At 42.0% G+C, this 20637-nt stretch carries 18 protein-coding genes and 1 pseudogene; 8 read left to right on the top strand and 11 right to left on the bottom strand.

Going from position 1 to position 20637, the window contains the following annotated elements:
• Positions 1 to 23: 23 nt before the first annotated feature.
• Entirely contained in the window at positions 24 to 500 is a 477-nt protein-coding gene (locus ACLFKQ_RS20360; RefSeq protein ID WP_449001583.1) for a carboxypeptidase-like regulatory domain-containing protein, read from the bottom strand.
• Between the two features lie 43 nt (positions 501 to 543).
• Entirely contained in the window at positions 544 to 1386 is an 843-nt protein-coding gene (locus tag ACLFKQ_RS20365) for a DUF4382 domain-containing protein (protein ID WP_449001584.1), read from the bottom strand.
• Between the two features lie 621 nt (positions 1387 to 2007).
• Between ACLFKQ_RS20365 and rpoD the strand changes: the two genes are divergently transcribed.
• Together rpoD and ACLFKQ_RS20375 are read left to right on the top strand one after the other, a co-directional pair.
• On the top strand, positions 2008 to 3123 hold the full coding sequence (rpoD, locus tag ACLFKQ_RS20370) for an RNA polymerase sigma factor RpoD (RefSeq protein ID WP_449001585.1): 1116 nt from the start codon (positions 2008 to 2010) through the stop codon (positions 3121 to 3123).
• Positions 3124 to 3170: 47 nt separating this feature from the next.
• Positions 3171 to 3299 carry a hypothetical protein gene (locus ACLFKQ_RS20375; RefSeq protein WP_449001586.1) on the top strand — a complete coding sequence of 43 codons (129 nt, stop codon included), beginning with the start codon at positions 3171 to 3173 and terminating at the stop codon, positions 3297 to 3299.
• A gap of 22 nt (positions 3300 to 3321) precedes the next feature.
• Here the strand turns inward: ACLFKQ_RS20375 and ruvB are convergent, their stop codons facing one another.
• Positions 3322 to 4332, bottom strand: a complete 1011-nt coding sequence (ruvB, locus tag ACLFKQ_RS20380; protein ID WP_449001780.1) for a Holliday junction branch migration DNA helicase RuvB — start codon at positions 4330 to 4332, stop codon at positions 3322 to 3324.
• Positions 4333 to 4687: 355 nt separating this feature from the next.
• Here ruvB and ACLFKQ_RS20385 point away from each other — a divergent pair, with 355 nt between their 5' ends.
• Together ACLFKQ_RS20385 and ACLFKQ_RS20390 are read left to right on the top strand one after the other, a co-directional pair.
• The gene (locus ACLFKQ_RS20385; RefSeq protein WP_449001587.1) at positions 4688 to 4852 is read left to right on the top strand and encodes a hypothetical protein; all 165 of its coding nucleotides are present in this window, start codon (positions 4688 to 4690) and stop codon (positions 4850 to 4852) included.
• Complete coding sequence (locus ACLFKQ_RS20390; protein WP_449001588.1) at positions 4806 to 5168, top strand: GNAT family N-acetyltransferase; 363 nt, start codon at positions 4806 to 4808, stop codon at positions 5166 to 5168. Before ACLFKQ_RS20385 ends, ACLFKQ_RS20390 begins: the two co-directional genes overlap by 47 nt.
• A gap of 46 nt (positions 5169 to 5214) precedes the next feature.
• On the opposite strand, the gene ACLFKQ_RS20395 is transcribed toward ACLFKQ_RS20390, so the two are convergent.
• Complete coding sequence (locus ACLFKQ_RS20395) at positions 5215 to 6783, bottom strand: bifunctional aminoglycoside phosphotransferase/ATP-binding protein (RefSeq protein ID WP_449001781.1); 1569 nt, start codon at positions 6781 to 6783, stop codon at positions 5215 to 5217.
• Between the two features lie 221 nt (positions 6784 to 7004).
• Positions 7005 to 8531, bottom strand: a complete 1527-nt coding sequence (bchB, locus tag ACLFKQ_RS20400; protein WP_449001589.1) for a ferredoxin:protochlorophyllide reductase (ATP-dependent) subunit B — start codon at positions 8529 to 8531, stop codon at positions 7005 to 7007.
• A 487-nt stretch (positions 8532 to 9018) separates the two neighbouring features.
• On the opposite strand from bchB, the gene ACLFKQ_RS20405 reads away from it, so the two are divergent.
• On the top strand, positions 9019 to 9162 hold the full coding sequence (locus ACLFKQ_RS20405) for a hypothetical protein (protein WP_449001590.1): 144 nt from the start codon (positions 9019 to 9021) through the stop codon (positions 9160 to 9162).
• Between the two features lie 257 nt (positions 9163 to 9419).
• A pseudogene (locus tag ACLFKQ_RS20410) lies at positions 9420 to 9596 on the top strand (type II 3-dehydroquinate dehydratase); the annotation flags it as partial.
• A 248-nt stretch (positions 9597 to 9844) separates the two neighbouring features.
• On the opposite strand, the gene ACLFKQ_RS20415 reads toward ACLFKQ_RS20410, so the two are convergent.
• Positions 9845 to 11077: an efflux RND transporter periplasmic adaptor subunit gene (locus tag ACLFKQ_RS20415; protein WP_449001591.1), complete on the bottom strand. Its 1233-nt coding sequence runs from the start codon at positions 11075 to 11077 to the stop codon at positions 9845 to 9847.
• 57 nt (positions 11078 to 11134) lie between these two features.
• Complete coding sequence (locus ACLFKQ_RS20420) at positions 11135 to 12097, bottom strand: protochlorophyllide reductase (protein ID WP_449001592.1); 963 nt, start codon at positions 12095 to 12097, stop codon at positions 11135 to 11137.
• A gap of 331 nt (positions 12098 to 12428) precedes the next feature.
• On the opposite strand from ACLFKQ_RS20420, the gene ACLFKQ_RS20425 reads away from it, so the two are divergent.
• Positions 12429 to 13031 (top strand): DedA family protein, encoded by a 603-nt coding sequence (locus tag ACLFKQ_RS20425; protein ID WP_449001593.1) that lies wholly within the window; start codon positions 12429 to 12431, stop codon positions 13029 to 13031.
• Positions 13032 to 13149: 118 nt separating this feature from the next.
• Positions 13150 to 13689, top strand: coding sequence for a hypothetical protein (locus ACLFKQ_RS20430; protein ID WP_449001594.1), 540 nt, complete (start codon positions 13150 to 13152; stop codon positions 13687 to 13689).
• Between the two features lie 157 nt (positions 13690 to 13846).
• Here ACLFKQ_RS20430 and ACLFKQ_RS20435 read toward each other — a convergent pair whose 3' ends face one another.
• The 4 genes from ACLFKQ_RS20435 to ACLFKQ_RS20450 all read right to left on the bottom strand — a co-directional run bounded on the left by ACLFKQ_RS20435 (position 13847) and on the right by ACLFKQ_RS20450 (position 20448).
• Positions 13847 to 14392 carry a metal-binding protein gene (locus ACLFKQ_RS20435; protein ID WP_449001595.1) on the bottom strand — a complete coding sequence of 182 codons (546 nt, stop codon included), beginning with the start codon at positions 14390 to 14392 and terminating at the stop codon, positions 13847 to 13849.
• A 105-nt stretch (positions 14393 to 14497) separates the two neighbouring features.
• Positions 14498 to 15325: a signal peptide peptidase SppA gene (gene sppA / locus ACLFKQ_RS20440; RefSeq protein WP_449001596.1), complete on the bottom strand. Its 828-nt coding sequence runs from the start codon at positions 15323 to 15325 to the stop codon at positions 14498 to 14500.
• Positions 15326 to 15613: 288 nt separating this feature from the next.
• Positions 15614 to 18880 (bottom strand): efflux RND transporter permease subunit, encoded by a 3267-nt coding sequence (locus ACLFKQ_RS20445; protein ID WP_449001597.1) that lies wholly within the window; start codon positions 18878 to 18880, stop codon positions 15614 to 15616.
• A gap of 176 nt (positions 18881 to 19056) precedes the next feature.
• Positions 19057 to 20448, bottom strand: coding sequence for an efflux RND transporter periplasmic adaptor subunit (locus ACLFKQ_RS20450; RefSeq protein ID WP_449001598.1), 1392 nt, complete (start codon positions 20446 to 20448; stop codon positions 19057 to 19059).
• Between the last annotated feature and the right edge of the window lie 189 nt (positions 20449 to 20637).

Below are 20637 nucleotides of genomic sequence, written 5' to 3' on the forward strand. Positions count from 1 at the left end.
GTGAGCTTTAACCCCTTTGCTTGCTAATTTTGATTTTTTTTCCGGGAAAAGAACAAAGCCGTACCGACAAATCCCCAAACACCTACTGCTGCCATTACTAGTTTCTGTGCCGAAGTATAACCAGCGTTACTAGCATCGTTGACTGTCATTTGAGTCTGGGAAACCTCGGCTGCCGATTTTGCATCTGTAATGGGAATGCTGGTAATATCACCGTGTCCCGATTGTCGCACTTTGACATCCCAATCACCAGGAGTCTCTCTATCGGGAACGAATGTAAAGTTTCCTTGCGAGTCGGTGGTTCCTTTTAGCCAGGGAGTAGCGCGATCTTCAGGAGAATAAATCACTACTTGAGCGTTTGCCATCGGCGTACCGTCATCATAAGTAGCCCGAACAGTTATGGCGGAAGTTTCTTGGTATTCAATCTGTGCGCCGTGGGCTAAAACCGGTTTGGGTAATATGGGGAGTAAAAATAAAGAAATTAAAAAATACCACCTATTCATAGGACATTTTGCCAGTGCTAAATCGAAATTTTATTTAGTTAGATTAATTACTGCTTAGTGCGCAGTGACCTTCACCTACGTGACCCAATCCAGCGATCGCTTCTGTTAATTTTTGATAATTTTCTGAAGATAGTTGGGTTTCTAAAGCGTCTTGCTCGATATCCAGAGTATTTCCCTCCGCCAAATCTGCTAGAGGCTGAAAACCTAAAGCATCTTGATTGAGAGGATCGTCCGCTGGCGTTTCGCTGTCGCCAAAAATATGATCGAAGTGAAAAGTAGCTTCTACCTCAGCTGTATTTCCCGCCTCGAGAATGCCTTTACGTTCGTCACCCACAAATTCGCCACAGACGTATTTTAGAGGAGTATCCAAGCCCAGATTGAAGTCAACGGTTCGGTCGTCTTTAGTTGCCGTACCTTGTAAGACGATGGTTTGTCCTGGTATGGGAGTGTTGTCCCCTGCAGGAGCTATAGTCCAAGCCACTGCATTATAAAAACCAGGCTCGGCGTTAACTTTTTTGACTAAAACAGGTTCGGCATCGGCATCTCCTGCTGCTAGGTCTATAATTTGAGGGGAGTCTAATAAGGAAACTGTTTCTTGATAGTTAATATCATTAGAAGTGTCTCCTTTGTTTGGTTCGTAAGGTGGTTCGGTTTGATAGGCAACCGCTTCTGTCATACTGACATAAACGCGATCGAAATCTATTTGCCAACCATCCTTAGTAACAAAACCCTGACGAACAAAATCTTCTCCATTAGCGACTAAGCTAAGAGTTTCTTGTTCTGAAGCTACTTCTGCTTCCGTCTGGGCAACGCTAAGTTGGCTATGACTGCCGATCGCTCCTAAAGTTACAGCCGCAGCCATAACTTCATAAATTACTTTGTTCATATAAATTAGGGCAAGGATTCAATTGATTACTACCTTTTTATTAGTAATGAATTTTAAGTGTGATTTTCAATACCCCTATAGGGCATTTTCAGGCTTTTTTGCTTTTATTTAAGCTTTTCGAGCTTTGTAATTCTACCCAACGGAAGATGTAAAAAATAGCGGCGTGTTATTTTTGATTAAATTGCTTACAATGCCAAAGGGAAGCAAATTGAAGAAACTTTAAAGTTTCTTCACAATTTGCTCGGTAAAACCGGAGCTTCTCGGTTAAATCTTTACCAAAATGCCCACAATCGAGGCTAAAATCGGAAGATAATCCCCAGTTTCTAGTAAATATTACTGAGTAGTCAGAGATTACTACGGAGACAAGCTCCGCAGCCTGACGGGCGGCATAAACATCTGAGGAAACCTTAGATGACGCGCCCTCCTCTGACCGTTGGTAAATTTACTTGATTTACCAGAAGCTAGCTAAAGTATGATTGGCGTGAATGCCCGTACATACACGTACATACAAATATAACTAGCGACAAAACGATTTAGAAAAGGTATAACTAGATACAACCTAGTTCATTCGCTCGAATAGATATAGTTAATTTTTCACTGAAGGAGCAAGAGGAAAACGGTATGACTCAGGCTAATCAAGTCCTAGCAACAATCGCACTTCCTGGAAACGATTGGGAAAGTCTAATCGAACAAGATACCAGTAAAATTAAAGAAGAGATAGATATCAAATCAGTTAAGGGTAAAAAGAAAAAAACCGCTACCCGTCGTGCAGAGCGAGGTAGAAAAAAACCATATACGGAAGATTCTATTAGAATTTATTTACAAGAAATTGGTCGTATTAGACTGTTAAGAGCTGAAGAAGAAATCGAACTAGCCCGTCAAATTGCCGATTTATTAGAATTAGAAAGAATCAGAGAAGATATAGAAGCGAATTTAGAAAGGGAAATTAGCGACAACGAATGGGCGCAAGAAGTAGATATGAATATTCGGCAATTTAGGCGCCGTTTATTCCTCGGTAGAAGAGCCAAAGACAAAATGGTACAGTCTAACCTACGCTTAGTTGTATCGATCGCTAAAAAATACATGAATCGGGGCTTATCTTTCCAGGATTTGATTCAAGAAGGTTCGTTAGGCTTGATCCGTGCTGCCGAAAAATTCGACCATGAAAAAGGCTATAAATTTTCTACCTACGCTACCTGGTGGATTCGACAGGCAATTACTAGAGCGATCGCCGACCAATCCCGTACTATCCGTCTTCCCGTTCACCTCTACGAAACTATTTCCAGAATTAAAAAAACTACCAAGCTCCTCTCTCAGGAAATGGGACGCAAACCCACAGAAGAAGAAATTGCCACCAGCATGGAAATGACCATCGAGAAGCTGAGATTTATTGCCAAATCAGCTCAGTTACCAATTTCTTTAGAAACTCCTATTGGTAAAGAAGAAGACTCTCGCTTGGGCGATTTTATCGAAGCTGACGGCGAAACTCCAGAAGACGAAGTATCTAAAAGTTTGTTAAGAGAAGACCTAGAAAACGTACTCGATACTCTCAGCCCCCGCGAACGAGACGTACTTCGCTTGCGTTATGGTTTGGATGATGGTCGCATGAAAACTTTAGAAGAAATCGGACAAATCTTTAACGTCACTCGCGAACGCATCCGTCAAATTGAAGCTAAGGCTTTGCGTAAACTGCGACATCCCAACCGCAATAGTATACTTAAAGAATATATTCGTTAGTTAAAGTCGATCGTAAATTTCGCTCGCTCAGTATTAGGCGGTTAGCAGTGACAATTATTCGGTTCGCTGTCGATCGCATGGGCGTAGTTTGGCAGGAATTTCCAAAGATTAACCGCCCAATAATTTCACAGCACTTCGAGCGATATGAAATCCTCTGCACCAATGACAGGGGATGAGCCTAATTCTACAAACAAACATTTAAAATCTCAATTGCGTTTGAGTGGGATTTGACTCTCCTACGGCTAAATGTTCGTAAGCTTTATCCGTAACTATTCTGCCCCTGTGAGTACGATTGAGATAACCACTCTGGAGTAGGTAAGGTTCGTAAACTTCTTCAATGGTTTTGCGGTCTTCACCCGTAGCTGCGGCGATCGCCTCTAGTCCAACTGGTCCTCCCTTAAACTGCTCGATAATAGTATTGAGTACTAAACGATCCGTCCAATCCAAACCGCAAGCATCCACATCAAAAATATCCATTGCTTTAGCAGCTAATTCCCGAGTAATTTCGGGAGCTTGTTGCACCTCTACATAGTCCCTGACCCTTCTCAACAAACGATTGGCAATACGGGGCGTTCCTCGCGATCGCCGCGCAATTTCTACTGCCCCCGTCTCGGTAATTTTGGTGTTTAAAATTTCGGCAGTGCGTTTGACAATTATAGTTAGTTCGTCTGGTTCGTAAAATCGCAGTCTCTGCACCATACCAAAGCGGGCACGTAAGGGGGAAGACAGAGAACCGGCTTTGGTAGTTGCTCCTACTAAAGTAAAAGGGGGCAAGGAGATGCTACGGGTTTTAGCACTTTGACCCTTACCGATGGTAATATCCAGGCGATAATCTTCCATAGCTGGATAGAGTAACTCTTCGCTCATGCGATTGAGACGATGGATTTCATCGATAAATAAAATATCTCCTGGTTTGAGATTGACGAGCAACCCGGTAATGTCCCTAGGACGCTCTAAAGCAGGTGCAGAAGTTATTTTACAGTTGACCCCCATTTCGGCTGCCAAAATCAGGGACATGGTAGTTTTCCCCAAACCAGGAGGTCCGTAGAGTAACAAATGGTCTAGGGGTTCTTCTCTACCTTTAGCCGCTGCGATCGCAATCTGAAGGATTTCTTTTAAATCCTTTTGTCCGATATAGTCAGCCAGTTGCTGGGGACGAATATTATCTTCGTTGGTTTCGGTTTCTTCTATCGTTGCCGGTGCCGACATTAGGTTAGTTTCTTCTCTACCTTGAGAAATTGGTTCTCGCCTTTGTTTGTGACGGGGTGATTTAGGTGCTGGATTTTGCGAATCAGACGCTCTTTTAATTGCCATTACAGCTACTTGTATCTAAGCTCAGTCGTACTTGCTATTGTGACACTAAATAATATAATAATTACTAATCGACTAGTGTTTGCTATCAAAGCTTCTAGGCATTAGTTATCTAGATAGTACTATTCAAACTAATTTATTAATGAGTGGAGATAAGTGTAAAATCACTGCGAGATAGCTTGAAAGTTCTTACCTAGTTCGATAAGTTTTATCTTTCAGTATCTTTAAGTTACTTACCACAAACAAGTTAATAATGATTCGCTCCGCTACGCTCGACGATCGCCAAGGAATAATGCCTATAGCTAATGCTATCAACCTCTTTACACCCCCAGAGCTAGAGGAATTAGACGGTATGTTAGTAGAATGCTTAGATGACGACTCTAATAGCGATCTATCTCTTTTGGATTGTTTACGATGACAAGGGTCTTGTGGGAGTTGCGTACTATGCTCCAGAACAGTATGCTGACGGCACCTGGAACTTATATTTTATTGCTGTTCATCCCAGTCGCCAGGGAGAAGGAATTGGTAAGAAAATACTGTTCTACGTAGAGCAAACTTTAGCCGAACGCGGTGAACGTTTGCTGTTAATAGAAACTTCTGGACTACCAAATTTTGAGCGTACGCGGGCATTCTACCGCACCAACGGATACGACGAGGAAGCAAGAATTCGCGAATTTTATAAAGCAGGCGATGATAAAATTATCTTTGGCAAAGCCCTAAATGTCCCAAAATAGTAAGCTGAATCGAGAATGAGTTTTGTTTGACATCCAATTAATTTAATTAATTCAGAACTTCTATTAACTTTTGTCTCCAGTTGTCATCACTGGTGTCAATCTCAGTAACGTAAGACTGTTCTACGGAACTAAATTCTTCAAATTCTGCTAGTTGTTTGGTCAGTAAATCGGGAGTGGCATCGGAAACATCGCTGCTACGATTGCTCAGACGAACGCGCAATATCTCGGTCGTTGCAGTACAGTAAATTATCTGTATGGGAATATGGGCAGCTTGAGCTTGTTTTATGACGGGTTGGCGTAAGGCAACGCGATCGTATTTGGCATCTAAAATTATCGTAAATCCTTCTTTTGCCAGCATCATACCCAATTCGAGCAGACGATCGTAAGTTTTTTGACTCATTTTGGCAGTATAGATTTCATCTCCTCCCCTTTCATCGAGAGATATGCCTGCAAGATGCTTGCGAACTGCATCGGAACGAATCTGAATCGCACCTGTATTTTGAGTTATAGTTCTAGCTGCGGTAGATTTACCCGAACCAGACACCCCCGACATTAAAATTAATTTTCCCGACGATCGCTCTTGAGTGTACTTCCAAGCCTGATGATAATAATCGGCGGCGGTTGCTCGTGCCTGTTGTTTTTCGGGTTCGGAAATCTCAGCATCATCTAATAGAAATGAGTTAGTTTTAGCTCTGACATAAGCTTGACGACTGAGATATAGGGGTAAGATTGGTAATCCAGACCAATCACCGGTATATTCTAAGTAATTATTGAGAAAAGCATTAGCAAAATCTCGTCTCTGTCTAATCTCTAAATCCATTACCGTAAAGGCAACATCATACATCACATCTACAAAACGAAAGGCTTCGTTAAATTCAATGCGATCGAATAATTGAATTTTATTGTGCCACCAGCAGATATTTTTGAGATGTAAGTCGCCGTGACATTCTTTAATTTTATGGGCATCGATTCTCGCTTGAAATAACTCCTGGCGATCGCTAAAAAATTTGTCGGTAAAGGCTTTAGTCTCGTCAAATTGAGTTTGGGTTTGAACCGTACCGATATATTTTTCGGTTTGCTGATAGTTTTGGTCAAATGCGAGCTTGATATTTGCCGGCTTGCCAAAACTGCGAATATATTCGTTGCTGGGGGCTTTTTGATGAAATTGAGCGACTATTTTGCCTAGCTCTCTCATTTTATTAATAGATAGCCTATCTTGATTAAATAGGTTGATAAACAGGTTTTCTTGGGGAAATTGATGCATTTTTAGGGTATATTCAACAACTGCTCTATCTTCGCCCAAAAATAATTTATCTTCCTGCTGTGATATGGGTAATACTTCTAAATACAAATCGGGAGCAATTTCTCGATTTAAACGAATTTCTTCTTGCAAAAAATGCTGTCTTTTATCTAAAGTGGAAAAATCTAAAAATCCTAAATTGACTCTTTTTTTGATTTTATAAGCGTACTCTCCCGTTAAGAAAATATAAGAAATATGAGTTTGCACTAATTCAATGGAATCGGCTACAGAATGAGCATATGTTTCGCGTTGCCGCATCTTGGCAACTATGGAAGAAATATCGAGCTGAGGCGAGTTACTAGTTTCGCTACCCATGATAAAAATTACTAGAGAATCTCGTTTAGCCAAAGAAATAAATGGCGTAACAAAAGCTAGCTTACCATTGAGGTATTAATATGGTATGACTTCCAAAAGAAATAAAAATTTTTACGGCAATAAAAAACAAAGGTTTGGCATTGCCAAACCCTCGCTAAAATTGAAATCTTAATTATTTAATATTTTTCGTCATCGCAATCTCTCAAACTACGTTTAATTTACTAGGCACCAACGGCTTCTTTAGCAGCATACATAACTTCTAAAGTAATTTCAGAAAAGCCTCGTTCGCGGGCAAATTTTTCGGTGTTACGCTTGACTTTGCCTCTCACGAAACCAGGAACTTTATTTAATTCTGCGGTGGCTTCTCGGTTCCAGTTCAAGTCAGAGTCAGCCGAGATTCCTTTGGTGATAACTTCTTTGGTATCGTGTCCGCCAAAAATCTCTAACAGATGATCTTCCATTCCCAAAGTAAACGAATTATATACCAAATCTGCAATTTGATTGGTGCCCTCATAGCCGACAAAAGGTTTGTAGCCGATGGGGAAATTTTGAATGTGAATGGGAGCAGCAATTACCCCACATGGAATATTCAAACGTTTGCCGACGTGACGCTCCATTTGCGTACCAAAAATTGCCGCAGGTTCGTGACGGGCGATCGCATCGCCAATTTCGCCATTATCTTCACTAATTAAAATTTCATCACAATATTCGCTTACCTGAGCTTTAAACCAGTCGGCATCATATTTGCAATAGGTTCCTGCCAACACGACGCGGATCCCCATTTCTCTGGCTAAAATTTTGGTCATTGCTACAGCATGGGTATTATCGCCAAAGACTACTGCTTTTTTGCCGGTTAGGTTTTGACAGTCGATCGAACGGGAAAACCAAGCAGCTTGCGATACGTGCAGTGTTTGATTGTCGATATACTCTTCGTAATCTACAGCCGCACCTTGATGATTGATTATCTGTTGGATTTGACGGATACAGCGAGCGGTTTCCACAACTCCCATCGGCGTAATATCGACATAGGGCATCTCGAATTCCCTTTGAAGATATTCCGCCGCCATTAAGCCCAATTCACGATACGGTACGAGGTTAAACCAAGCACGAGGGAGGTTTTTCAGCTCGTGAACCGAAGCCTTATGGGGAATTACGAGATTGACTTCTATACCCAAGTCAGCCATCAAACGTTTTAGTTCGGTGCAGTCGTGCTGGTTGTGAAATCCTAATGTGGAAATACCGATGATATTAACTGAGGGATTGGCGGTTTTCTCTGCGGGTAGTTCTCCATTTTTACGGGCTTTTTCCAGATAAAATTTAACTACCTGTCCTAAAGTGCGATCGCCTGCTTGCAGTTCGTTGTAACGATAGTGATTGACATCGGCTAACATTACATCCCCTTGGGCATCGAGTTGAGCGCGGCTGACGAAGTTGTTTAAATCTTCTTGTAGGATGCTGGAGGTGCAGGTAGGAGTAAGGATAATCAGATCGGGTCGTTCTTCGCGATCTTTGCGCGTAATGTTATCGACTACCTTCTCTTGAGAACCCCGTGCCAAAACTTTGCGATCGACCACACTAGCAGTTACTGGGGTAAAATCCCGCTCTCTTTCCAACATCGATCGCATTACGTTAAAGTAATCATCTCCTAAGGGAGCGTGCATGATTGCATGGACGTTTTTAAAGGAACTAGCGATGCGTAAAGTTCCAATATGAGCCGGTCCTGCATACATCCAGTAAGCGAGTTTCATAAATTTCTCCTTCGATTAATTCTTTTCTTTTGATTCGGATTTGGCTTAAAAATAATAGCTTCAATTGTCAATGCAGTTACACTCTGGTTTTTGAGACTAGTTACCATAGCGCGAACACGACATCTAATGAAAATTAAAATTCCCATCTTACCCAACTTCTACTCTGAATATAGTTCTCTTGGGGGCTTCGAAAAACCCAATTCACAAGAAAAACAATAAAACTTAATGTCTATATCCCTAGCGTGAACTTGTTAATTTAACTAAGAATTAATACTTATCTAGCTTAATTTGTGTTAGCTTGAACAATAAGGAAAAGATTAAGATCTCAAGATAGGGCTGCTAGCTCGTAATAAACTCGAATATAAAGCTTTACATGAGAAGCTCGAGACTTATGTATAATACAGGATATTAAGCTTAAAATCCTCAAAGGCATAAAAATTAAAAGATAGCAAAGCATAAGATATCTCACACTGGAGCAAATTTTTAAATGAAATATATCGAACAGTTGCTAGAAAAATTAAGAGAATTAGGTCAGAAGTTGATTGAAGTTTTATTCGGACCAGAAGCAGAACCAGAAACAGAAGCGATTCCTATTCCAGTTGACGATCGCCAAAGATGCCGCTATCATTGATTTTTTAAGCTGAGTCAATAGTTTTGTCCTAGCTAAAAAAAAATAAAAAATAATTATAAAAATACCTGACTTCAATTTCTCAGAAGATCGCGAGTCAAAAGTCTGCATTAGTCAATACTCGATTCTAGATAGCGGTTAGTGCTGGAAAATCTTCAAGGCTGCAAGCAAGTATCTACAGCTTGCAGTCCCGTCATGAAAGAAAATTGATAGATTCAGCTACCAAAAAGCATCGAGGGATTTAGAGTAACGCCGCTGGTTATAACCATAACAGTATAGCGATTCGGAAGGCGATCGCCGCAGTCAAAGATTTCCATCGTAGAATTTCGCCAACTTTCTCGTATATTGCCAGAGTTGAGATCGGGGAAATTAGTATTTTTGGCGTAAATAGTTATCGTTTGGGTTTACAGGCTTTGGTTAATTATTTGCAGGGATAAGGGATAATATTTTATGAGATACCTTGTTACTCTTCGTCGGTATTTAATGGTATTTAATATTATATTTTTGGCGCGATCACGTCCAAAGCTCGATTAATTCTCTTTCTATAATTAGAGGACTTTCAGTTAAACTGCGGTTAATAAAACTAATTAAGAACTCGGTATGCAAGCTGCGCTCTTGTTGTTCGTATACGATAGCTTGTTGGGTTTGCTTCAGATCGAAATCACAACAAAATCATATAAAAATACTATTCAGAAATAATACTCAAGGCAACTGTTTGGCTATCTTCTAAAGGACGATCGCTCCGAACTACGTATCTTTCACCTGGTTTGAGACCCGAAAGAATTTCCACTTGAGCATTGTTGCGCTCGCCCAACTCTACTTGTCTTTTAGTAACGGTAGCTCTACGCTCGCCAGTAGTCTCAGATACCACAAACAGATAATTTTCTCCTGCTTCTTCAATAACAGCGGATGTAGGAACTGTTACTTGAGTTGTAGTTGCAGTATTAAAATCGACCCTAGCAAGTAAACCACCTTTAATTAGATTCTCGGAATTGGCTAGGGTAACTTCTACATTAATTTGACGCGCTACAGAGTCGGAAGTAGTAGGAGCAATTTGAGTAACCGTACCGTCGAAGGAGCGATCGCCAAAAGCATCCAGTTTGACGTTAACCTTTTGTCCGAGGGCAACTTCACTCAAATCTAATTCCGAGACGGGAACTACCACTTCTACCTGTTGAAAATTACCGATAGTAATAATTTCTTCTCCAGTTTGAATCAAATCTCCTGGTTCTGCAGCTTTAGCGATTACAGTGCCGTTTATGGGTGCCAATAATTTAGTATAAACTCGACGCTGTTCGGCTTCAGCGATCGCAGCTTGTTGTGCGGCAACTCTCGATCTTGCCACATCTACTGCTTGTTCTTGTAATTTAACTGCTTCTCTAGCAGAGTATACAGTTTGTTGGGCAGTTTGAGCCGCAGTTCTATAGGATTCTGCCTGCTGTTCGGCAATTAACCCAGTTTTGGCTAATTGCTCGTATCTAGCGGCATCGTTTTTTGCCTGTTCGAGCTGAATTAGAGCCTGTTGGAGCTGAATTCGAGCATCTCTAACCTGTATTTCGGCTCTGGCTACTTCTGAGCGCAAGCTAGCTAATTCACTTCGTTCTTGACTGACAACTGCGGCGAGCAAATTATCATCTAGCCTGCCAATTTCCTGACCCTGAGTAACCCGAGCGCCAATTGCTACTGATAGCTCTAACAATCTGCCTTCCACTTGCGATCGCAAAGTAACTTCGCTAGCCGGTTGAGTAGTACCGACATATTTTCTGGCAGTAGCTGAACTCAAGCTCGCAGTAGCCACATCGACATTGGTAAGCTGCTGTTGACTTGAGACTGGTGGTGTCGTAGAGTCTCTACTGTTGGCGATGAGATTGCAGCCTGTAATTAAAAAACCGATAGATAGTAATAATAATCGAATCACTAGAGGAAACTTGGGAACTAAAGTAATATTGCCCTGCTTCCTCTACTTTAATAACTATTAAGTCAATCCGACCAACTTCTCGCTTAAATTCCAAACGCGTTCTGCTTTTTGCTCGTTAAGAGCCTCGTCGGAAATCTCTTGTTTGAAGGCGGCGCGGTCTTGTTGCTGGCGATTGCCCCAACTATAATAAACCCCGGATTCGTTGTATCGCGGTTCGGCAACTACTTTTGCTACTCGTTCTCCAGCTAATTCCTGAGAGACATAACCACCGGTGATATTTTTCTGAAACCAGGGAAAAATAGTTTGAAACAGAGAAAAATGGTGGCGAAATAAGCCAGTTTCGGCGACGCAACCGGGATAGAGAGCGTTAAAAATGATGCCTGTAGAGTCGTGATAGCGACGATCTAGCTCTTTCATAGTTATCATATTGCACAGCTTACTATCTTTATATGCCTTACCCGACTTGAATTTTTTACCGTCGATGGTGGCAACTGGTGCCTTAAAACCAGCTTCCATACCCTGTAAGTCTCCTAAGTCTGGCGGTGCGGGAATGGGAATTTTGCCCCCTAGTTCTTTGGGGTTAGCAGTTACCGTACCGATAAATACTACTTTCTTGTCTGAGGTTGGTGAATTTTTCAAGTCTTCCAACATCAGGTTACACAGCAGAAAATGTCCTAGGTGATTGGTAGCGACACTCAACTCGTAACCATCTTTACTGCGTAATGGCTCTTTTTCTAAAGGCAAATATACTGCCGCATTACAGACTAAAGCAGTTAAAGATCTACCAGTGGCGCGAAAATCGTTAACAAACTGTCGTACGCTGTCAAGAGAAGCCAAATCTAAATGAAGAATAGTATAGCTATCTGGTTTCATGCCCACTTCTGCTGCTACCTTTTCAGCTTTAGGGAGGTTGCGGCAAGCCATGACTACGTGCCAACCGCGATCGCTCAAAGCTTTAGCGGCGTATAAACCAACTCCTGAAGACGCACCCGTGATTATTACCGTAGAGGATCTTTCCATATCGCTGTTAAATTTGCTTATTTTAAAAAATGTCTTTAAAGTTCTATGGTTCTATGGTACAGAACTGTCGGTCTTAGTGTTTTTGAGTATTTATAAAGTGTTATATATGGCGCGATCGCTCGGTTTGCCAACAGTTTTCCGAACTAATAGCTACATTTTCCAGAATCAACAATATTTCTGGCTCTAGAAAGATGAAAACCCTCATACCATGCCGGATAATTAAGATTGATTAATTGTGTCTTATTCACTCGAGGAACTCAAATCGCTTTTAGTTCTTCTTAATACTTCCCAGACATCTGCTGCTTTTGGTCAATAATAAATAAAAAAAACAATGCTCGAATGGATTACGAATACGGTTAACTCTTTGGGATATGTCGGTATCGGTTTATTGATGTTACTAGAAAATATCTTTCCTCCCATTCCTTCGGAGTTAATTATGCCTCTAGCTGGTTTTGCCGTAATCCAAGGAAAGCTTAAATTTGTCTATGTAATCGTAGCAGGAGTAATAGGTTCGGTTCTGGGTGCGCTACCTTGGTATTATTTAGGTAAGGCTTGGGGTTTAAAACGAATCAAACGCGTAGTAGACCGCTATGGAAAGTGGCTGAGTGTTTCTAGTCAAGATATCGAAAAAGCCAAACAATGGTTTGAGAAAAGAGGTAGAGAAGCAGCCTGTTTTAGCCGCGTGGTTCCAGGAGTACGCACCTACATTTCCGTTCCTGCTGGCATTAGCAAAATGCCCCTATTGTCTTTTCTGATTTACTCTACGGTTGGAACGGCAATTTGGGTCAGCTTTTTAACTTATGCTGGATATCTTTTGGGCGAAAATTACAACCGCGTCAAACAGTATCTCGCCCCAGCTAGTACCTTAATATTAGTTTTGTTGGCAATCATTTTTATAGTTTGGATTATCAAGCGAAATATACATCAAAAATAATCAATATTAATTACTGAAAAATTTATTGCTCGATTTTGCTAACTGTCGATCGCGTTTGACAATTACCAGAATTAACACCGGCAGCATAAATTAAACAAATTTAGCAACAACAATACCAATGGCAAAAGTATTTAAGTTTTATTCTCGTCGTCAATTTAGTAAAGTCTGCTTGGGATTACTCAGTTTAATGGCAGTTACCATTAGTAGCTGCGACACGCAAAATGCCCAACAGTATGAGGCGACTGCGACGACTAATATCACTTGGCGAGTTAACTATAGTAACGATCCAACGGAAGATAAACGAGGACGGTACGAAGAATTCAATTCTGTTTCCTTAGTTAACCGCAATGGTAAAAAACCAGAAGCAGGAGTGGTGCAAGACGATAAAGGATTGTGGTGGCCGAAAGTTCCTCCCAAGCCCGGTATCGACGAAATTGAAGCCCATCAACAACGACCCTATGAAAAACCTGGCAAACCAGAATTATTACGTACCGTAGACTATCGCGTAACTTTCCAACAAGATGGACAGACGGTTAATCTACCGACAAATTATGCAGTATATCGCCAAGTAGCTAGAGCCTATCCTAATGAAACACCTTTAAAATTTACCTTGGGAATCAATAACGGTTCGGTAGAGAAAGCAGAACCAATTCAGTAACATGAGGCGCGATCGATACAAAAATCCCGAATTTTGCGGTTTGAGCAACGCTCAATCGCAGCGCTGGATGTAAAATCCAGCGACCGATTGAGTTTAGAAGCTAAAAGGTAGTATATCTTAACGTGCTATTTTCTATTTTTGCCTGCTAAGTGCATACTTAATTTTTTAGTTTTTTGTTTTTATCGAGCTTTTGCTTATTTTTGTGGTGTCGTTTGTAGCTAGAACCGAGCCAATCGCTCAGAGAATGATTAATTGCCCCTAACTCCAGTCCGGCAAATATGGCAGCAGTTTCTGAGAAATATTTAGTTTTAATTATCGTAAAAATGTTTAAAACAAACTGTTGCCAATTCCATTCAAACCCCCAAATTAATTGAGAGATCGCCACGATAAAAATAGCTGCAAATCCAACTATTAATAGTAAATAAACTATTCTAATAAACGTACCCAAAACTAAACCGTGAGAAAATAGGGAACGATGGCGAAATAGCTGGCGATAGGGCAGCCAAATAAAGCGTATTACTCCCCAACGCCTGTATTGCAAAGAGTAGATATCGAGATCGGGTCCAAACATTAAGCTGCTAAACAAAAAGCCAGCAGCTAAGATTAACGTCAATTCCCCATTCTCAGTCAGTAAATAAGTTCCTCCACCAATCCAAGGAAGAACCCAGAAAGTAATGCGATCGTGAACGATACCTGAAGGCATGTTGTAAAAAAGTAGTAAGTAGAAAAGTCAAGGTAATTTTTATCACATATTATTACCTCTTACCTCCTAACTCTTATTTTTGTCTTTCAATCTCCCCTGCGCTTGTTAAGGACGATACAGCCACAATGGTAAGCCGTTGGTTTTCAAGTCGAATTCTAACCAATCTATAGCCTTGTCTACAGGCGATTTGATCTTACTTCTACCAGGTATTAAGCGATTAATCAAAGGTTTGGGTTCTTCAATATTAAAATATTCTGTTTTGTCGGGGTCGAGTCCTGCTAGTTCTGATGCCCAACGTCGAGCATCTTCTTCGGTTCCCAGGCGATCGACTATTCCCAGTTCTAGAGCTTGTTGCCCTGTAAAAATGCGTCCGTCGGCAAAACTTCTCACCGTCTCTTCGTCTAAGTTGCGACCTCGGGCTATGGTTTGCACGAATTGGTGGTAGCTCGTGTCAATTAGCTCTTGCAAAATGCGTTTTTCTTCAGCAGTCAACTGGCGATCGAAGGACAAAATATCTTTATAAGGTCCAGATTTAACTACCTGAAAGGAAACGCCAACTTTATCGAGTAGGCGTTCGAGATTATTGCCTCGTAAAATTACGCCAATACTACCAGTTATGGTGCCTGGATTGGCGACGATGTGTTTGGCACCGACACCTACATAAACACCACCAGAAGCGGAAATATTACCAAAGCTAGCGACTACCTTAACATCTTTTTCATCTTGCAAACGCTGGAGGGCAGTAAAGATTTCTTGAGAATCTCCTACGGTTCCTCCTGGCGAATCAATCCTCAACAGCAGGGCCGGTAATTTCTTTTCGACAACAGTTTTAAAAGCTTTGAGGACTTTTTGGCGAGTTTCAGAAATGATCGCTCCTGTAATTTCAATTCGTGCTATTTGTTTTTTAGTTCTTTTTTTAAAAGGCCAGAGCATTAAAAGTTTATTGACATAAAATTATTAAATCGAGTAAAAAGTGGCAGTCAAGGGATAACTACCTAATTTACTCCTCGTAATGAATTTTAACCGATCGCCATCTAACAGTGAGTAAAGAGTCAGTTACGGCAACTGGCGAAACTTATCTCAAGCAACTCGACAAACGTTTCATCAAACTGAATTTACCGAGAGATAACGGGTAAATCGCTCTTCCCCGCCAAGATCTTTCCTAAACTCTAAGCAGTTGGTTGCTGCCATTGCATCTTTTAACCAACTATTAGCTATCCCTCATTTCTCATCAGTACTCAGGTGATAACTGGTAATCTCTGGTTGACCGCTGCGATCGCCGTATTGAAAATTGGGGTATTTGTCGTCGTCACCAGAATCATCTCCGTCTTTTTTATTGCGGAATCGCGATTCGATACTTTTAATGATGATATACAAAGAAGGCACTAAAAAGAGACTTAAAATGGTGGCGAACAGCAAGCCACTAAATACTGCCGTTCCCAAAGACCAGCGGCTAGAAGCACCCGCACCACTGGCGACTACTAAAGGCCAAAAACCACACAAACTGGAAATTGCCGTCATTAAAATCGGACGAAAGCGAGTTTGCCCCGCTTTAATTGCAGCGCGAACGATATTTAAACCCTGGTCTTTGAGCTGGTTGGCGTATTCGACGATTAAAATAGCGTTTTTACTTGCCAAACCAATTAGCATTACTAAGGCAACCTGACAGTAAACGTTATTGTTAACTAAGGGCCAAACACTACCGGCTTGGAGAATATTGGCACGCAGCCAAATCCCAGCGATCGCCCCAAACAGTGCTAGAGGCACGGTAAGAATGATAATGAGGGGGTCGATAAAGCTTTCGTACTGTGCTGCCAGTACCAGAAAAGCCATAATCAAACCCAAACTAAAGATAATCAGCGACTGACCGCCAGATTCGATCTCTTCTAAAGCCGTTCCCGTCCACTCATAGTCGAATCCAGGAGAGAGAGTTTGGGCGGCAACCTCTTCCATTGCGGCGATCGCCTGTCCCGTACTGTAGCCGGGAGCGGGAGAACCTTGGATTTTAATCGAACGGAAAAGATTATAGTGAGTAATAGTTTGCGGTCCGACAAATTCGGTTAGAGTGACTAAATTACTCAGAGGTACTAGACGGTCATTTTGCGATCGCACGTATAGTCTACCGATATCGTCGGGGCTAGAACGATAGTTACTGTCAGCTTGGGCATAAACTCGGTATTGTCTCTGTCCGAGGACGAAGTCATTAACGTAGGTAGAACCCAAATAGGTTTGTAAAGTATTAAAAATTTCGTCGATATCGATGTCGAGAGCTTTAGCGCGCTCTCGATTGACTTCCACTTCGAGTTGTGGAGTATTAGCGGTGAACTGAGTAAACGCCTGAGCAATTTCTGGTCTTTGATTGGCAGCGGCAATCGTTTTGTTGGAGTTTTCTACTAACGCCGAAATTGGCAGTCCCCGTCGGTCTTGAAGTTGAAACTCAAAACCGCCAAAGGTACTCAAACCCCTCACTGCTGGAGCATTAACCGCAAAAGCTAGACCTTCGTTAATATTTTGCTGAAAGGTGCCATTGAGACGACCCAAAATCGAATAAACCGAATGGTCTGCTCCCTTTCTTTCCGACCAGGGTTTGAGTTTAGAAAAGACAAAGCCGCGATTGCTACCGTTACCCTCAAAACCAAAACCGCTCAGAGTAAAATAACCATCGATTTCTTCTACTTGGCTCATTTCATTGCCTACCTGCTCCATAATCTGGTTGGTGTAATTGAGAGAAACACCGTCTGGTGCTTGAACGATGGTAAAGAAGTAACCTTGGTCTTCTTCAGGGATAAAGCCAGAAGGAACGAGATTGTAGAGGAAATAAGTAAAAACTAATAAGGCAGTAAACCCAGCCAAGACAAAAGGTCTGACAAACTTTTTGGCTAAGAAACTGATTATTTGAGTGTAGCGTTCAATAATCCAGTTGAAAGCACGATTGAATTTATCGAAAAACCAACTCAACGGGCCAGTTGCTTCCTGACGTTGACGCAATAACAATCCTGCCATTGCTGGAGAGAAAGTCAGAGCATTAAAAGTTGAGAGAGCGATCGCAAAAACAATTGTCAGGGCAAACTGTTTAAAAATTACTCCCGTAGTTCCAGGGAAGAAAGAAACGGGAATAAAAACCGCAGCTAAGACTAGGGAAGTGGCAATTACCGCACTGCTCAATTCGTTCATCGTATCCCGAGCGGCAATAGCTGGTTTCATCCCCTGCTCTACTTTGGCAGCGATCGCTTCGGTTACTACGATGCCGTCATCCACTACTAGACCAGTAGATAAGACCATAGCAAATAGAGTCAGAGTATTAATTTGAAACCCAAAGACCAAAATAAAGGCAAAAGCCCCAATCAAAGATACGGGAATCGCGATCGCGGGAATCAGCGTAGTACGCCAGTCCTGTAAAAAGATAAAGATAATTAGAACTACCAAGACAATTGCTTGTCCCAGAGTCCAAACTACCTCTCTGAGGGAAACCTCAACGAACTCCGTCGTATCGAGGGCGATTTCATAAGTCATTCCGGGGGGAAAATCTTTAGCCAATTCGGCTACTTCTTGCTTGACAGCTGTAGCAACCTCAAGGGCATTACTGCCAGGAAGTTGAAAGATCCCCATCCCAATTGCGGGAGAGCCTTGATATTTGGCAGAAGTATCGTAGTTTTCTGCTCCCAGTTCGGTCCGCCCAATATCCCTCAGCTTAATTGGGTTGCCGTTTTCTCCCACGGCGATTACCAATTCGGCAAATTCGCGATCGCTTTCGAATCTGCCGCGAGCGCGGAGGGTAAATTCATACTGCTGATTTTCTGGGGCTGGCTGCTGACCGATTTTACCGGCACCGACTTGAATATTCTGCTCTTCGATGGCGTTCACTACATCTTGAGCGGTGAGATTTCTGGCAGCTAAGGCATCGGGGTCTAGCCAGAGACGCATTGCGTATCTTCTTTCCCCGAAAATTTGCGCTCTCCCTACCCCCGGAATTCGCTGCATGCGATCGACCACATACAGATCGAGGTAATTACTCAAAAACAAGTCGTCATACTGCCCGTCTTCGGCAAAAAAGGCAATCCCCATTAATAAGTCTGGAGATGATTTTCTGACCGTCACCCCCGTTTGCTGTACAGAACTCGGTAACTGCGGCTCTGATTGAGCGACGCGGTTTTGCACGTTGACCTGAGCGATATTGCGGTCTATATCGACGGGAAAGGAAACGGTAATGTTGCTGACTCCATCATTACTAGTATTAGAAGACATATAGCGGATGTCCTCCGCTCCGTTAATATCGCGCTCGATAATTGTCGTAACGTTATTTTCAGTGGTCAGCGCATCAGCACCGATGTAGGTAGAGGTAACTTCAACTTGAATCGGCGCGAGTTGTGGTAGCTGAGAAATTGGTAGTTGAGGAATGGCGATGCCCCCTACCAATAGGACAATTAAAGCGCACACTATTGTTAAAACAGGTCGCTTAATAAAAGTATCGGAAATACTTAATAACATGATGGAAATTAATGAATATAGAGCTTGCTACAGGACAGAAATGACAATAACTAATCTACGAACTTGTTTATCAACGACGGCTACGTCCCTTATTTGTCCTAAGACAGCCAAGTAATTTCTTATCGCTCGCAACCTCAGCTTCTAGCTTGAAAATCAAGACACGAGTTTTCTAGAATTTAATTGCTGCTTTCATGATTACTGGCCGTTTCTTTAGGTTTTTCACTTTCGCTAGCCGCAGCTTCAGTTTGAATTGGAGTCCCATCCGAAAGATTGAGAATTCCAGACACGATTATTTTATCTCCCGATTCTACTCCTGAAATAACTTGATAGGATTGGTCTTGCACCTCAGCTAATTTAACTGGTATTTGTTGGGCTACCATGATAGACTCTCCATTTTCCCTTGTTTCTTCTGTCGCCAAAAAGACAAAGTTTTGTCCGCCAATACGAGATACGGCTGCTGTCGGAACTAAAACTCCCGGTCGCTCTGACCAGATTACTCTAGCTCTGACAAACTGGTCGTCTCGCAGGCTGCCGTTGTTAGGAAAACTGGCTTTAGCCAGAACGCTCTGTTCGGTACGATTAACTCTAGGAGAGACAAAGCTAATTCTCCCGTTAGCTCTAACTTCGCCATTTTCATTAACAATTTCTACTGGTAAACCCAGTTCTAAATCTGTTGCCCGCTCTACAGGTACACTGATATTGAGGTCGAGAGTTTCGTTTTGATTGATCGTGGTAAGCTCCTCTCCTGCTTCGACGTAATCTCCCTCTTTAGGAAAGATATCTCCTACCGTGCCAGAGATCGGAGCGAGGATGCGATTGTAATCAAGATTTTGATTGGCAACGTTTACCTGTGCCCGTGCTTGAGCTAAGGCGGCTTTTTCACTTTCTACCCTAGAGCGAGCCGCCTTGGTGCGTGCTTTAGCCGCAGTTAGAGCTTTTTGTGCTGCATTTAGTGCTTCTCGACCGGCATCTCTTCGGGCGATCGCCGAGGCGAGATCTCGCTCTCTCTCATCTAGATTTTGTTGAGCTTGGGCTCCTTGTTGGACCAAAAATTTGGCACGCTCTATATTAACCTGGGCTAATTCTACTTCTGCTTCTAGATCGCGCAAATCTGCTTGTGCTTCTTCTATGGCAGCGATTTGACTTGCTTCTTCTGCTTCTGCAGCACTGGCTTCTGCTTCGGCGTTACTAACATTGGCTTGTCGAATATTAACGTTAGAAACAGCGGAATCGACTTCTGCCTGTTCTCGATCTAGCTGTAGTTGAACTACGAGCTGTCCTCGTTCGACAAAATCACCTTCGTTAACTGCGAGATCGACTATACGTCCATCAACTCGCGGTGCGAGACTTACTCTCTGTTGGGCTTCTAAACTACCGACAAACTGAGTACTATCTCTAACTCGTTCGGCAGTTATATTCTGGATTTCGACTGTTACTGCCTGGGATTGTTGCGGTGGGGCATCATTAGTAGTTTCTCCTTTACTGCCACAACCACCTACTAAGATCGAAATAGCTATAATCGCTCCCGTCAGTTTACGCTCTAAAAGCGGAGTACTTTTGTTTAGCATATATTTGACTAGATCTGCAGTGATTAAATTTTCCTATGTAATTTATCTAATGTAACAATTTTTTAAATGTTTTTTCTCGACTTGGAGATAGACCTTAAATTTTGTAAACTATGACACTAAAATTTTGGAATACGAACTAACGGTACTTAAACAATTTAAACAGACAAAATAAGATAGAATACCTTTGCT

This window comes from Myxosarcina sp. GI1(2024), from assembly GCF_053543375.1.